14 protein-coding genes and 1 riboswitch are annotated in these 14,966 nt (G+C 50.1%); of the genes, 6 read left to right on the top strand and 8 right to left on the bottom strand.

Annotation, left to right across the window (positions count from 1 at the left end):
• Positions 1 to 2: 2 nt before the first annotated feature.
• The 5 genes from GPK90_RS07085 to GPK90_RS07065 form a co-directional block, all read right to left on the bottom strand.
• Positions 3 to 1,511, bottom strand: coding sequence for a lectin like domain-containing protein (locus GPK90_RS07085; RefSeq protein ID WP_215702605.1), 1,509 nt, complete (start codon positions 1,509 to 1,511; stop codon positions 3 to 5).
• A 169-nt stretch (positions 1,512 to 1,680) separates the two neighbouring features.
• A complete protein-coding gene (locus GPK90_RS07080; RefSeq protein WP_215702604.1) occupies positions 1,681 to 2,850 on the bottom strand; it encodes a THUMP domain-containing class I SAM-dependent RNA methyltransferase in 1,170 nt (389 codons plus the stop codon).
• A gap of 401 nt (positions 2,851 to 3,251) precedes the next feature.
• A complete protein-coding gene (locus GPK90_RS07075; RefSeq protein ID WP_118531104.1) occupies positions 3,252 to 3,566 on the bottom strand; it encodes a rhodanese-like domain-containing protein in 315 nt (104 codons plus the stop codon).
• 276 nt (positions 3,567 to 3,842) lie between these two features.
• Positions 3,843 to 4,019: a hypothetical protein gene (locus tag GPK90_RS07070; protein WP_182426430.1), complete on the bottom strand. Its 177-nt coding sequence runs from the start codon at positions 4,017 to 4,019 to the stop codon at positions 3,843 to 3,845.
• A gap of 160 nt (positions 4,020 to 4,179) precedes the next feature.
• The gene (locus GPK90_RS07065) at positions 4,180 to 5,538 is read right to left on the bottom strand and encodes an MATE family efflux transporter (protein WP_118599311.1); all 1,359 of its coding nucleotides are present in this window, start codon (positions 5,536 to 5,538) and stop codon (positions 4,180 to 4,182) included.
• Positions 5,539 to 5,785: 247 nt separating this feature from the next.
• Positions 5,786 to 5,883: riboswitch (THF riboswitch) on the top strand.
• 91 nt (positions 5,884 to 5,974) lie between these two features.
• Here GPK90_RS07065 and GPK90_RS07060 point away from each other — a divergent pair.
• Positions 5,975 to 6,559 (top strand): folate family ECF transporter S component, encoded by a 585-nt coding sequence (locus tag GPK90_RS07060; protein ID WP_215702603.1) that lies wholly within the window; start codon positions 5,975 to 5,977, stop codon positions 6,557 to 6,559.
• 88 nt (positions 6,560 to 6,647) lie between these two features.
• On the opposite strand, the gene GPK90_RS07055 is transcribed toward GPK90_RS07060, so the two are convergent.
• The 3 genes from GPK90_RS07055 to GPK90_RS07045 all read right to left on the bottom strand — a co-directional run bounded on the left by GPK90_RS07055 (position 6,648) and on the right by GPK90_RS07045 (position 10,158).
• On the bottom strand, positions 6,648 to 7,352 hold the full coding sequence (locus GPK90_RS07055; RefSeq protein ID WP_118531110.1) for a C40 family peptidase: 705 nt from the start codon (positions 7,350 to 7,352) through the stop codon (positions 6,648 to 6,650).
• Positions 7,353 to 7,719: 367 nt separating this feature from the next.
• Positions 7,720 to 8,214, bottom strand: coding sequence for a DUF1700 domain-containing protein (locus GPK90_RS07050; RefSeq protein ID WP_215702602.1), 495 nt, complete (start codon positions 8,212 to 8,214; stop codon positions 7,720 to 7,722).
• A gap of 6 nt (positions 8,215 to 8,220) precedes the next feature.
• On the bottom strand, positions 8,221 to 10,158 hold the full coding sequence (locus GPK90_RS07045; RefSeq protein WP_118531114.1) for a fructose-1,6-bisphosphatase: 1,938 nt from the start codon (positions 10,156 to 10,158) through the stop codon (positions 8,221 to 8,223).
• A gap of 398 nt (positions 10,159 to 10,556) precedes the next feature.
• Here GPK90_RS07045 and GPK90_RS07040 point away from each other — a divergent pair, with 398 nt between their 5' ends.
• The 5 genes from GPK90_RS07040 (at position 10,557) to GPK90_RS07020 (ending at position 14,831) form a co-directional block, all read left to right on the top strand.
• Positions 10,557 to 11,366 carry an MBL fold metallo-hydrolase gene (locus tag GPK90_RS07040; RefSeq protein WP_215702601.1) on the top strand — a complete coding sequence of 270 codons (810 nt, stop codon included), beginning with the start codon at positions 10,557 to 10,559 and terminating at the stop codon, positions 11,364 to 11,366.
• Between the two features lie 148 nt (positions 11,367 to 11,514).
• Positions 11,515 to 12,063, top strand: coding sequence for an NUDIX hydrolase (locus GPK90_RS07035; RefSeq protein ID WP_118321907.1), 549 nt, complete (start codon positions 11,515 to 11,517; stop codon positions 12,061 to 12,063).
• 194 nt (positions 12,064 to 12,257) lie between these two features.
• Positions 12,258 to 13,403: a DUF4317 domain-containing protein gene (locus GPK90_RS07030; RefSeq protein ID WP_118297272.1), complete on the top strand. Its 1,146-nt coding sequence runs from the start codon at positions 12,258 to 12,260 to the stop codon at positions 13,401 to 13,403.
• Position 13,404: 1 nt separating this feature from the next.
• Positions 13,405 to 13,719, top strand: coding sequence for an MGMT family protein (locus GPK90_RS07025; RefSeq protein WP_118297273.1), 315 nt, complete (start codon positions 13,405 to 13,407; stop codon positions 13,717 to 13,719).
• 110 nt (positions 13,720 to 13,829) lie between these two features.
• Entirely contained in the window at positions 13,830 to 14,831 is a 1,002-nt protein-coding gene (locus tag GPK90_RS07020) for an SH3 domain-containing protein (protein ID WP_215702600.1), read from the top strand.
• The last annotated feature ends 135 nt before the right edge of the window (positions 14,832 to 14,966 follow it).

Raw genomic sequence — 14,966 nt, 5'->3', positions numbered from 1 at the left:
TCTCACTTTCCAATGATCCTGCTGTAGGCTTTCAGGCACACGTTGCATCCCTTTGACTCTTCGGTCCGCTCCCATGTGCCGCCATCAAAACTAATATACCCCTCACCGTCACTTATGTCAACATTTCCTGTCCGCCCGCTGCCTGCATACTCCACCGCCACCGGCTGCGTTGTCCCCGGCGTGTGGATCTTAACTGCCACAGCGAACGGCTCTCCTGCATTCACCGTCTGCGGTTTTGCCAGGCGGACCGTATAAAATCCTGCATCCGTGACCATGCCGAATGCCAGGACTTTTCCACTGTCCACCTGAAATTTCACACCGTTTTCCACATGTTCACGGAAACTGTCCCCGTCAAACACATACACTTCGTATTCCGTGTCCGGCGCCGTGGCATAAAATCCCACTGCCTCCAGCGTCTCCTCCGACTCTGCTGTATACACGTTCGCCATCCATGCGTCCGGCTCTCCATAGCCCATCTGACCGGTCCATCCGCAGAGATCACTCTGGTAATTCCTGTCATAATTATCCGACGGCTCGATCCCGCGATAGGAGATACTGCTCTCCGCGATCCGGCTGTCCTCGTAGGAGACATGAAAAAATCCACCATCCCCAAAGGTTTCTCCCCAGCTGTTGATGCAGAGAAACGCCCCGTCCGACTCCGGAGCTGATGCGAACTTTTCCTTCGGATAATCGTCATCCCAGCCGATGATCACGGTGTCATGGTTCGGCTCCTCGCTGCCTTTATAACAGACATTTCCGTCGCCCCCACGGTTTTCCGCCGGAAGATAGAGCGATGTCTGGACGCCTCCGTATAAAAATACCGCCCGTTTTACCGCGCCATAATCCTTCGCTTGCAGGATCCTAATCTCCTGGACATGACAGACCGGTGCAAGACCGTCCGGTGAGGTGCTGTCCCCATATGGATCGTCCGCCTCCGCGACAGGTCCCTGCCAGGCGAGAAGGTAGGCCATCGCCATACTGTAATCCCCGCCGGAATCCTGACTGATTCCGAAGCTGTTGTGGATCGACATATGGTCCGCCGAGAGCGGCACTGCCATGGATTCCGGCATGGACGTCTCCACCGCCTTTAATGCCGCGAATGCCCAGCACGTACCGAGATCTCCCTGGTCGGAAACACGGATCGCCCGGTGTTCCCTCAGATCGTAGGATGACGGGAGTTCTATAAACTCCTGCTCCCCGGATCCATCTGCGGAAATTTCACTGTCCGCATCCATGTATTTCCGGTCAGCTCCCGTTTCATCTGTACTGTTCGCTCCGGCATCCGTCAGTGTTTCTTCCCCATCAGCTGCAGCGTCAGAATTCTCCGTGACGCTCAGATCAGGCTTCTCTGCGCTGTTTTCCTGATGGTCATCGTCCACTACGAGGTCGATCCCTGTCTTTGCCAGATCCAGGATTTCTGTCCTCGCAGCAAAAACCATGCCTGCTGCCAGCACTGCGACCGCTCCGGGCCACAGACCGCTCCCACGTCTTTTCCTTCTTCGGCTTCTCATCTTCTCCGTCTTACCCACATTCCGCCTGCAATCGGCATTTTCCCTGTCCTGCATGGCAGGTTACGATCAAAAATCCATTCCTGGTCGGCTGCGCCGATGGGATTTTCACCTTCAAGCCTGTGCTTTATTACGGTCAGCGCAACAAGTGCGCAGACCTGCTGAGCAGTTATCACTGCGCTTCTTTTCTCTCCTCACGTTTCCTTGCCGGTGGCTTCGGTCCCAGGAACTGGTAGAAATATGTCTTCATCATACCATTATAGATCTTCCGGTTCTTATCCGCCTTGCGTCCGAAATAGCGCTCGGTATCTTCATACGCCGTGATGATATAAGCTGACCAGGAATCAAGCGCCGCGAAACGCTCTCCGATCGTCTTATATAACTCCGGCAGGTTCTTCTTCTCCTCGATTCGCTCCCCATACGGCGGGTTTGTGATCAGGAATCCGTATTTTTTCGGATGGCTGAGCCCACTCACCGGACGCTGCTGGAAATGGATCAGTTCGTCCACGCCTGCTGCCTTCGCGTTCGCTCTCGCTGCACGGATGATGTCCCCGTCAATGTCGTAGCCCTGGATATCCGTCTGGACAGAAAGATCCACAAGATCGTTCGCCTCGTCCATCGCATCATACCAGCATTTTCTCGGGATCAGATGTTTCCAGTCCTCGGAGAGGAATTCCCGGTTCATGCCCGGCGCCATATTCGCTGCGATCATCGCCGCCTCGATCGGGAAGGTTCCGCTTCCGCAGAACGGATCCACGAGGATCCGGTCGCTCTTCCACGGAGTCAGCATGATGAGTGCCGCCGCCAGCGTCTCCGTGATCGGCGCCTTACTTGTCAGGGTCCTGTAACCGCGCTTATGCAGGGATTCTCCGGTCGTGTCAAGCGCTACCGTCACCGTGTCCTTGTGAAGGAATACGCGCAGCGGGAAGCTTGCACCGATCTCCGGGAACCATTCGATCCCATATGCCTTTTTCATCCTCTCGACCATGGCTTTTTTCATGATGGACTGGATATCGGACGGGCTGAAGAGCTTGCTCTTAATGGAGGAAGCTTTCGCGACCCAGAATTTCGCATCCTTCGGGAGATATTCCTCCCACGGGATCGCGCGGGTCCCCTGGAACAGTTCCTCGAAAGTCTCTGCACGGAAACTGCCGACCTTTAAAAGTACGCGCTCCGTTGTTCTGAGGAAAATATTGGCACGGCAGATCGCCTCCGCGTCGCCGATAAATGTCACACGCCCGTCTTCCACCTGGCTGACCTCATATCCAAGGTCCAGGATTTCTTTTTTCATCACTGCCTCCAGGCCGAAATGGCATGGGACGATCAATTCAAATGTATTCAATCTGATTTTCTCCGTTCTGATGTATCGCGCAGCTGCTCACGTAACTGTTCAGTACCCTCACACCTACAGGAACAACCTCCCCCAGAGCTTCCCTTCGGATGCATGGCAACTTACGAGCAAAAATCCATTTTAAATTCGCAGCCACTTTATTTTCATAGTTTCATTCCATCCGTATCGTTCGCCGGATGGCTGTATTCCATTTAATTTTAAGGGTTCGCAGTCACCCTGTCAATCCCCGTAAAACTACAATCCAGGCTTCCTGCCCACGGTACAGGAGTTTTCTGACCATGCAAAGCACCCGTGACCGTGACCATATCATGCCAAGCATTCCATCCGGAATTTTTTTCGATAATCGACAGTCCTACCCTGCCAAATCATCACTTTCTTTTCTTCCGGAACTTTTACTCCCGGCATCCCACATAATATTTTCCCCTGTAATAATGCAGTCCTCCCAGTGCATTCACCGCATCATACCCGCGTCCCGCGAGTTCTCTCGCCGCGAGCAGACTCTGCCCTCCGTAGGCGCAGTAGATGACCACAGGACGGTCTTTTGTGATCTCTGCCTCCACTTCATCCAGCTGTTCATAAGGCAGGTTCACAGCCCCCAGGAGATGCCCTGCCTCATATTCCTTCTGTTCCCGCACATCCAGCAACGTGAATGTCCGCTCCCCGTCCAGAAGTTGTTCCAGCTGCTGCATCGAGATCGTCCGAAACATATTCCTTCTCCTGAAACATATCCTTAATTTAAAATATGCCGGGCGGCCCGGACATGGTTCCTTTCTGCACAGTCAATTCCAGCACATTTCAATGCTTTATGCAGCTGCCGTGGACCGTTCTGTGTCCGCATAACGTCTGAAATCATATACCTTTCGTCTGCAATAACCGCAAAAATGGCGGCAGGATCACCCCACCGCCATTCTTATCAGATCTGACTGTTCGACCACGCAATCTTTCCACACAGCTTCCTGCACAGTCAGACCGCCGCATCTTTTTTATCTTTTGCAGTTTCTCCCATTGTCCGTAGAGTCCTTAGAACTGTTCTTCGAACGGTTCTGACTGTTATTCTCCGAACGGTTCTGGCTGTTTCTGCTCTGGTTCTTTGTCTTGTCGTAAGTCTCAGACCCACTGTTTTTCATGTTGTCGTCCATATCATAGCTGTTTCTTGCCATTTTTTTCGTACCTCCTGGAGTTGTTGTTCCACGGCCGCCTGTAAGACGCACCGGCGGAAATATTTTGCTGCGGCATCCTCTGCCGCACCTGCATTCTCTAGTATGGTCCGAACCTGAACTTTTATGCACCGCTGTCCATGATCTTTTCAGGCAACATCTTTTATGCCGTTTCCCCAAAAAGCACTTTTAATTTTTTCATACAATGAAAGAAAGCCGGGATCAGGAACGCATCCGCAAAGATCCATGCAAGCGGACTCGCAAAACATGCCGGAAGGAATCCGAACACCGGAACAAGGCAGAAGCCAACGAGAGACCGTGCAGCCATCTCGCAGACACCGGCCAGGATCGCAAACGTCGAAAATCCCATTCCCTGGATCGTAAAGCGGACCACATTCACAAACGTCAGTGGAATGTAGAACATACTGTTTCCGATCAGGAACATCGCCACACGACCGATGATCTCCGTCTGATCCGCGTCCATAAAGAGAAGCGCGATATGCTTTCCGCCAAAGAACAGGATCACAAACGCGATCAGGGAGTAGACGATACCGATCAGGCTTGCCGCCTTCAGTCCCTCTTTCACACGGTCAAGCTTCTTCGCACCCACGTTCTGTCCCGCGTAAGTCGCCATGGTTCCACCCAGAGCATCAAACGGACAGCAGAAGAACATACTGACCTTGCTTCCCGTAGAAACGGCCGCAACCGCCATAGAACCCAGAGAATTTACCGCAGTCTGGAGCACAACGCTGCCGATGGCCGTGATGGAATACTGAAGTCCCATAGGAATCCCCATGCTGCAGAGTGTGCCGAGCATGCGTCCGTCCGGCTTCCACTCTTCGTCTTTCATATGAAGGATCGGATAGTGCCGGATCATGTAGATCAGACAGAGCACTGCCGAAATTCCCTGCGAGATTACCGTAGCCAGAGCCGGTCCGCCCACACCCATGCCGAGTCCCAGGATCGTAAAGAAATCAAGACCGATGTTCAGAAGGGACGATAACAGTAGAAAGTAGACCGGGGTCTTGCTGTCGCCGAGGCTGCGGATAATTCCCGCCAGCATGTTATAAAGGTAAGTGACCGGAATTCCAAGGAAAATCACAAAAATGTAATCATATGCGCCCTGAATAATATCCTCCGGCGTATTCATCCACTGTAAAATATTCATGCAGAGTGCACCTACGACCGTCGTCATGACCACCGCGAACACCGCTGAAAGCCATCCGGCATTCGCCACGAACTTTCTCATTCCCTTGTAATCTCCCGCGCCGAACTTCTGCGCCACCGGGATCGCAAATCCGCTGCAGGCACCGGTACAGAAACCGATGATCATAAAGTTGATCGATCCCGTCGATCCAACCGCCGCCAGAGACGATACTCCCAAACATTTTCCGACAATGATCGTGTCTACCATGTTATAAAACTGCTGAAAAAGAAATCCCAGCAGCATCGGAACCGCAAAGCTTAAGATCAGCTTCATTGGCGATCCGACTGTCAGATCCTTTACCTCACTTTTCTGCATATGTAATTCTCCTGTGTCTGTTTATTTGATTTCATATCTTTTATGACTCACGGGTTTCTAATGAACTTGATGTATTATAAATCAGGGTTTCCGAAAAATATAGACATCAAAACACCGAAATTGTGGAAATTTTTTTCGCTTTCTTTCGTCAAAAATGCCTTTTCTTCGTTTGGCGCTTTACATTCTGCATCATTCATGATACTGTAATGGCATCAGAGCGCCAACCGCCCTGAAAATCAAACAAACATGCAGAGTAGACGTGTGCGCGTCAAGTGCCCGCCAGACAGGGAGTTGCTGGCAGGACGAAGGGAATTTCCCGCGGTGCACATATCGCATCCCGCTGCATCAGAAGATAGTTTGCAGATACCTTTTGTGTCTGTGACCGTTCGATTATCTCCTGTTGTGGTCCGAAAATCTGCAAAGGAGGTATTTTTTTATGCAAAACAGCTCGAACGACCTCTTTTCCAGGATCTATGAATCATCCCGCGAATTTAAAAAGGTCACAACCATCACCACCTGCGCCATGTTCGGCGCACTATCCGTTGTACTTGGATACTACTCTTTTAAGATCACACCAAACTTAAAGATCGGCTTCGGTTCGATCCCAAATATGCTGGTGGATTATCTGTTCGGCCCGGTCGTCGGCGGATTATTCGGCGGCGCTATGGATGTGATCAAGTTTATGTTAAAGCCGGATGGCGGATTTATGCCGGGCTTTACGTTCAACGCGATGCTTGCGGCATTTATCTACGGCCTGTTCTTCTATAAAAAGAACCTTTCCCTGCCGCGGATCCTTACAGCAAAGCTCGTGGTGATCATTCTCTGCAACATCATCCTCGGAACCTACTGGCTGACGCTTTTAAACGGAAAAGGATTTTTAGCGATCCTGCCGGCCCGCGCCATCAAGAACCTGATCCAGTGGCCTGTGGACTCCCTGATCTTTTTCCTTGTGGCAAAGACGTTGGAACAGGCCGGCGTGTTTAAGATCATCCTTCATGCCGGAAACCGCCAGAGAAGATAGTACGCAAAAGTGCCCTCAGCAGCAATCCTCAAAAATCTGCTGCAAAGGGCACTTTTTTAATCCTTTTTATCCTTTATCCAATTTCAGGTTAGTCACCAAGTACATTCACGATCCTCACTGGTGTACGGTAGTTCCATCTGGAAACCTTAATTCCGGTCTTCTCTGTGGAGGCATGTACGATCTGTCCATTTCCGATATAGAGGGCAACGTGGTTGATCCTCTTTCCGGAACCATAGCTGATAATATCACCCGGGCGCATCTCGGAGCTGCTTACCACACGACCCATACGGGACTGTCCGCCGGAAGAATGCGGGAGCTCTACGCCTGCTGCGTGACGCATTACATAGGAAGTAAATCCGGAACAGTCAACACCGGTATTCGGATTTGTTCCACCGTATTTGTAACGGTTTCCTACAAACTGAAGTGCATATGTAACAATCTCGGAGCGGAGGTCATCCTCAACATCGACCTCTGCCTCTAATACTTCCTCGTCATCCGCATTTTCCTCATCTGCGTCTGCCTCTTCTGCCTCCGCACTGTCAGCTGCAGTATCGTCTGTGTTTTTCTCTTCGGAAGCTGTATCGGTATTCTCTTCAGAACTCTCTGTCGTTGTCTCTGTCTGCTTGTCCTTTTCTAACGGATTTCCGTTTTCATCGAGGTGGATGATCGTTACTACTTTTTTATTTTCATTCACTGCAGTCTGCTCATCCGCGAAGGAAACGATCGGAAGCGCTGCGGTTAAAGCCATACATAAACAGGTGATCTTTAAAGTTCTGAAAAGTTTATTTGTCATTGAAATCCTCTTATTTTAAAGCTTTCATAGTTTGTAAGGTTTGTTACAAATATGTTACGTTTTGTTACAAACAAATTATATTTCCTATGGCCTCTTTTGTCAATAAAAACAAAGGAATTCATAAACTCTTAATAATTTAGGCGAAAATCACCAGTTTTGTGGCAAAAATGCGGCGCTCCCAACAGAGAACGCCGCACCTGTTTACATAACTTATTTCAATTGTAACATCCTGTAATCTGTTGATTCTTTCAGTAAAATCAAGGCTTTTCAGACATTTCCGGCTTTAAATTCATGAATCGGTCCACCGTTTTCCGTGCCTGCATCTGCAGCTCACAGCTCCGACTGCCTGTTCATTATATTTACTTTGCTATCTTCCCCGGAAATTCTTAACGATCCAGTAAATGATCAGGCACATCAGGATCGGTCCTGAAAACCGGATCAGGAGATAGAACACGCCGCCCATAATGCTGAACACCACGGAGATCACAAGAAACAGGATCACAACAAGGGCCAATTTCCAGTACCACTTATTCAGATCGAAATAATGGATATTCGGCGCGGAGCCGTTCTGATAACTTCCCTGGCTGTAAGTGCTTCTTCTGTCATCGTCCCGCGGGGACGCATCCTCAAAGCTTCCATGACCATCTCCGGTCTCTCCCGCAGCCTCCGCGGAATTGATGATCGTGCGCGCCACGATATTCGGCTCGCCGATCTCCTCTATGATCTCGTCCATGTTACGTCCTTTCCCGAGTTCCTGGGAAAGATAATCCGCGTAATAATTTAGGTTCTCGCGGATCACGGACGCCGGGACTTCACCCGAAAGCGCGTCCTCTAAGCGTCTTAAAAATTCGTCCTTGTTCATGCAATTCTACTCCAGTTTTTCTTTAATGATGCCGCCTCTGTATGCTGCCACAAGTTCCTTCAGGTCCGCGATCTTTGCCGCAAGTTCTTTTCCGGTATCGGTATCCGCGACCATCACACGTTTTTTCATTTTCTCTACGATCGTGACCTTCGGTGTATTTTCATGATCCCTGTCAAACGGTTTGTGCTCCGCAAGCGCCAGATGATGGGAATTGAAGATCAGGGTATAACCTGCGATCCCCGTCTTTGGCTGGTAGGACTTGGAAAGTCCGCCGTCGATGACGAAGAGTTTTCCGTTTCCCTTGATCGGGCTCTCACCATCCTTTAATTTTACCGGTACATGTCCATTGATAATGTGGGAACCTTCCACCGGAAGTCCGAACTCCTTGAGAATCTTATTACAGAATTCCTCTTTTTCACTCAGTTTATAATACGGGTTCATATTTTCCTTCGCAGCTGCCTTGTCAGCGACAAAGTAGTTCTCAAAGGTTGCCATATTGTCCTTTCCGTATACCGGGGACTTCGGACCGCACCATAAATACCACATAAAGTCACGGTACCAGTCTTTCGTCGGGTCATCCTCTGGCAGGAAATATGCCATCTTCACCGCGTCCTCGATATAGTCGAGCAGACGTTTTCCGGAATAGATGATCCCTTTCAGCTTCAGCTCCTCGAAGGTACCGTCCTCTTTCATCGGGATGCAGCCATGGTACAGCAGGTTTCCGTTGCACCTCTTGTACATTGCGCCGTGGGAATATACGAAACGGATATGACGGTGAAGTGTCTCACTGTGGTGGAACGAGAGCGCCAGATTGTAGATCAGCTCCTGCTCTTCCTTTGTGAATTTTAACGGATCCTTCGGATCAATCGTCGGGAAGTTCATATCCAGCATCTTGTAATCTTTTCCGTGGATATTTACTGTTCCTTTTTCAAAGTTGATATGTTCCAGATGGATCCGGTCATTGATCTGATAGTCCGGATGGCGTTTCGTGATCTGACCTTCCACCTTGAACTGGATCACTGTGATCGCTTTGTGCATCTTCGCAGCAAGACCCGGATCTACTGCGTCGTAGATATTTTCATCCAGGATCTTCGGCATGAACCGCTCACACGGATCATCCTTATAAACTTTCGCCGCAAACATGGATAAGGGGCGAAGGTTGATCCCATATCCATCCTCCAGGACATCGAATCCATTGTAACGGATCGCAATCCGGAGCACGTTGCAGATGCACGCCAGGTTGCCGGTCGCCGCACCCATCCAGGAGATATCATGGTTGCCCCACTGGATATCCACGTCGTGGAAGTGCATGAGCTCATTCATGATAATGTCCGCGCGCGGTCCACGGTCAAAGATATCACCGATAATGTGAAGGCTGTCCACTGTCAGGTTCTGGATCAGGTTGCAGAGTGCCATGATGAACTGGTCACCCATCTCGATGTCGATGATGGAGTGGATGATCTCGTCATAGTAAACTTTCTTATTATCATCATTGTAGTCCACATGAAGGAGCTCATCGATGATATAAGCGAATGCCGGCGGCATTTTTTTACGAACTTTCGATCTCGTAAATTTCGAGGAAACCTCTTTACAGATGCGCACCAGACGGTAGATCGTAATTCTCTGCCAGTCTTCTGTAAATTTTCCCGCTTTCTGGATCTTCCGGATATTCCGCTCCGGATAGTAGATCAGGTTTGCAAGAGCGATCTCCTCTTCGTCCGAGATCACATACCCGAAGGTCTCCGAGATCTTCTCGCGGATAATACCGGACGCACTGCGGAGCAGGTGAATAAACGCTTCGTATTCCCCGTGCAGGTCGCTGAAGAAATACTCGGTTCCTTTCGGAAGTCCGCGGATCGCCATCAGGTTGATGATCTCACTGGAGGCCGCTTTCACGGTCGGATACTCTTTTGCAAGCAGCTTCAGATAGTCCAAATCTCTCATTGTCTCTGTTTTCCTCCCTGCGATTTCCCGGATATTTAAATCCTGTTACAGTACACAGCACCTCCGTCTGTGCTCCGCAGCGGAATTTTGCCGATGATTCGCATTCCAAATCGGCCAACTCTGCACTAATTACTGTATGGTAGAGAATTTTCATTTTAGAAACTTTCGGCCATGAAAAACAACAGCTTTTTTCTGGTTTTTGCGGAGCTTTTCATGCTCTTCTTCCACCTTACAGGTTAAAAATTTAACCGCCCGGGAATTGCTTTTCCATTTATTTTATAGTAACATATTCATATTCAAAACTCAACCAAAGAATCTGGTGTCCGGCCGATGCAGACAGTGATGATCGCCGATCTGGACGGCACGGCACTTATGAGCAGGAAGAAAAGGAGATTTTCATGGACAGCGAGCTTCTCTACGTTTTTGGTACCGGAAATGCCACGGTTACCAACCTTTATAATACATGCTTTGCGCTCCGCGACGGGGACGAATATTTTATGGTGGATGCCGGCGGCGGAAACGGGATCTTAAAGATCCTGGACAACATGCAGGTTCCCTTAGAGCGGATCCACCACATTTTCGTGACCCACGCCCACACAGACCATGTACTCGGCATCGTCTGGATGATCCGCATGATCGCAACAAAGATGAAAAAGGACCAGTATATCGGGGACGCCCACATTTACTGCCACGCAGAGTTGATCGAGACGATCAAAACACTCTGCCGCCTGACGATCCAGGATAAGTTTTACAACATGATCGGTGACCGGATCCATCTGGAGGAAGTGAAGGACGGGGAGACGTGCCATATTTTAAGCTATGATGTGACGTTCTTCGATATCCACTCCACGAAATTAAAACAGTTCGGCTTTACGCTGACATTAAATAATGGAAGAAAACTCACCTGCGTCGGAGATGAGCCGTACAATCCGGACTGTGAACAGTATGTGCGCGGCAGTGACTGGCTGCTCCACGAGGCGTTCTGCCTCTATGCGGAGCGCGATATCTGGAAGCCGTATGAAAAGCATCACAGCACCGTGAAGGACGCCTGTGAACTTGCGGAGTCTCTCGGGATCCCGAACCTCGTTCTCTGGCACACGGAGGACAGCAATGTTGCCGGAAGGGAACGTCTTTATAAGAGTGAGGGAAAACGCTATTACAGTGGAAATATTTATGTACCGGATGATGAGAGCCTAATCGCATTATAGTGAGGCTGATCGCAGTATGGCATTCTGCTCTCCGTCATCTTTTGTCTGCCTGAACATTTTGCCGGTTCGGCAATTCGTTAAATTGTTCTGTCCCCTTGCGCAGACTGGATTTTAGGTTATATTTGTCCTGATTTAGGAGGAAAAGGTTATGTCGATTAAACCGTGGATCTGCAACGGATCCAAAACGATCATAAAGGACCGCTGGATCGATCTTCACGCCGACGACTGTGCGCTGCCGGACGGCACGAAGATCTCTCCATTTTATGTAAATGATGTGCCGGACTTTGTTGTCGTGGTCGCTGTCACCGTTGACGGGGACTTTATCTTCGTGCGCCAGTACCGCCATGGAACGCGACAGATCCTTTTGGAGCTTCCTGCCGGATGCATGGAGCCGACAGATGCGGATCCCGCAGCCGGGGCTGCGAGGGAACTCTTCGAGGAGACCGGCTATGCCGGAAGCGAGCCGGTATTTCTCTGCAAGGTCGCGCCAAACGCGGCGTGTATCAGCAATTTCGCCCACTGTTATCTGATCACAGACTGTAAGAGGGTCAGCGGACAGCATCTCGATGCCACCGAGGATCTGGAGATCGTCGTGATGTCCGCCGAGGAAACGAAAAAGCTGATGACAAACGGCGGGCTTGTACAGGCGGTTCATGTGGCTGCAATGTATTATGCGGAGAAGCTATTAAATAAGTAGATGTCTTCACAGCTATTTATTTGCCAGCTGCCTTTCATTCTCCTGTTCTCGGCACAACAGCTGCACATCGCTGTCAATCAGGATCTATCGATCATCAATGATTTTTTCTCCAGTCATACTTTCATCTTCCATTGCATTTACAGCGAAACGTAAGATCCTTTATGACTGGAATTTTTTTGAAAAGGATACATATTATGAATAAACGCGAAATTTCAGAAATAAAGAAACAATTCAAGAAGGACAACAACGCCATCACCCGCATCTGCGGATGCTACGTTGATGCCGAAAAGCAGATCAAAACGACCTTAAAGGAGGCGTTCTTCGCCCTGTCCGAGGAGGAGATCTTTAAATACTACGAGATCTTCAAGAAAGCCCTCTCCGGGGGAATCGGAAAGAATCTCCACAATCTGGAATACTCGATCCACGACGAAGGTCCGGACAGTGCCCATGAGCTTCTCATGAAACTCCGTGATGAAAAGCTCGCTGACGATGAGACTGTGGATAGCTTCTATAATAAGGTGATCGAAAATTATGAGTACGGAGAAAACTACTATATTATCCTGATCCACAGCGCCTACGATGTTCCGGGGAAAGCGTCCGACAATGAGGAAATGTTCGACGCATCCGAGGAGGTCTACAACCATATCCTCTGCTGCATCTGCCCGGTAAAGCTCTCCGAGCCCGGTCTTTCTTATAATGAAACGACCAATGCAATTGAGGAGCGCCCGCGGGACTGGTGGGTACAGACCCCGATGACCGGATTCCTGTTCCCTGCATTTAATGACCGCAGCAGCGATATTCACAGCGTCCTGTATTTCTCAAAAAACCCGGAGGAGCTCCACTCTGAATTTATTGATGCCTGCCTCGGTGCGCCGACACCGATCTCCTTTAAGTCCCAGAAAGAAGCGTTTCAGGAGATCCTGACCGATACACTGGGAGAGGAATGCAACTATGAGACTGTCCGCCAGATCCACGAAAACCTTACGGAGCTTGCGGAGGAGCATAAGGAAGACGAAGTTCCGCTGACTCTCACAAAGCCGGAAGTAAAAGATCTTCTCGAAAAGAGTGGTGTGGAGCCGGAACGTCTGGAGCACTTTGATAAAGTCTACGAGGAAGCTGCCGGAGAAAATACCGCGATCCTTGTCCCGGCCATCACAGGAACCGGAAAGTTTGCCGTGAAGACACCGGACGTAGACATCAAGGTCAATCCGGATCGGTTAGATCTTGTAGAAACGAAGTTCATCGGCGGCCGCCGCTGCCTTGTGATAGCGGTCGAGGACAACGTGGAAGTCAACGGCATGCCGGTGAAAATGTGGGAAGAGCAGAAGGAGACGCAGTAATATGGCAGCATCCGCCCGTTTCACTGAAGATTTCGCATACGAAGTCCTGTCCGTAGTCGCGGAGATTCCCGAGGGAACCGTCGCCACCTACGGTCAGATCGCCCGTCTCATCGGCAGGGACAAAAACTCCCGCCTCGTGGCCCGGGTCCTCTCCCACGCCTCAAACTACGGAGATTTTCCCTGCCACCGCGTCGTAAACCACGCCGGCCGCCTCGTCCCCGGCTGGCCGGAACAGGCATTTCTGCTGCGACAGGAAGGCGTGGAGCTGAAGGACGCGATGCATGTGGACCTCAGGAAATATCAATGGGAATGCTGATTTGACAAATTCCTCCATTTTTGCTATAATTTCTTCGTAATAATTTTGTAATATTTGAAACAATTCCCGTAATACAAGCGGGACATTCAACTGATATGAGGAAATTTTGCATGAGAAAATTACAGAATCTGATTCCTGACTTTTCAAAGAAGCTTCTTTTAAAAGCGGCTGCCGCCGCATCTGTCCTGTTCCTTTCCACCGCATTCCCGGCTTTTCCATCTCTCGCCGCATCCGCCTATGACAATCTTGCCGTGGCAAATGTGACAAGTGAACCGTTAAATATGCGGACGAAACCGTCCACGGACGGAGAGATCGTCGGAAAGTGCTACCGTGGAGCGGGCGGAACCGTATTAGAGAAGAAAGATGGCTGGACGAAGGTCCGTTCCGGAAAAATTGAAGGATGGATGAGCGACAAGTATCTGCTCTTTGGAGCAGATATCGAGCCGTTAGCAAAAGAGCTCGGTCTCTTATCCGCAAAGATCACCGCAACGACCTTAAATGTCCGCGAGACCCCAACCACATATTCCGCAATCTTAAAACAGGCGGCTGAAGGCGATTCCTTTCCTGTCTTAAGTGAATCTGACGGCTGGGCAAAGGTTCAGCTCTCCGCCGACACAAACGGCTATATTTCCAGTAAATATGCTTCCATTGGCCCGGTTCCTGCTGCCGCTGTCGACGCAAAGGAAGAGTCCGCGGCACTGAGCGCATCCGGAAACGGAACCTCCGCAGAACCGTCCTACGTGATCTCCGCCACTGAAGATGAGATCTATCTGATGGCAGCCTGCGTCGCGATGGAGACTGGCGATGACCGCTATGAGGACCAGCTCGCCGTGGCAAGCTGCATCGTAAACCGTGTAAAATCCAAAAAGTGGGGCAAAACGATCTCCGACGTGATCTACGCCGACGGCCAGTTCCCCGGCGCGACCTCCGGCCTGTTGGACAAATACCTGGCAAAAGGTCCGTCTAAGTCCTGCATAAAAGCCACCAAAGATGCTCTGGCCGGCTCCAACAATATCGGAGACTACCTCTTCTTCAAAGCCGCCAAACGCGCCTCAACCGGCAGTTATTCTTCCTATAAAATTGTTGGCGGAAACTGTTTTTATAAAAAATAATATTTGATCTGCGAAATCTGCCGCCGGTCGTTTCTTCCAGATGTATAACCGCAAAGGGGCTGTCGCACTAACGTGCGGCAGCTCATTTCATATTCCCAACACAAAACGCCGAGCTTCGAAAAGCCCGGCGTTCGT

The organism is Clostridium sp. MCC344 (genome assembly GCF_018785365.1).
Classification (GTDB): domain Bacteria; phylum Bacillota; class Clostridia; order Lachnospirales; family Lachnospiraceae; genus Pilosibacter.
Note: the sequence above shows the minus strand (reverse complement) of the source record. Positions and strands in the feature narration are given on the sequence as shown.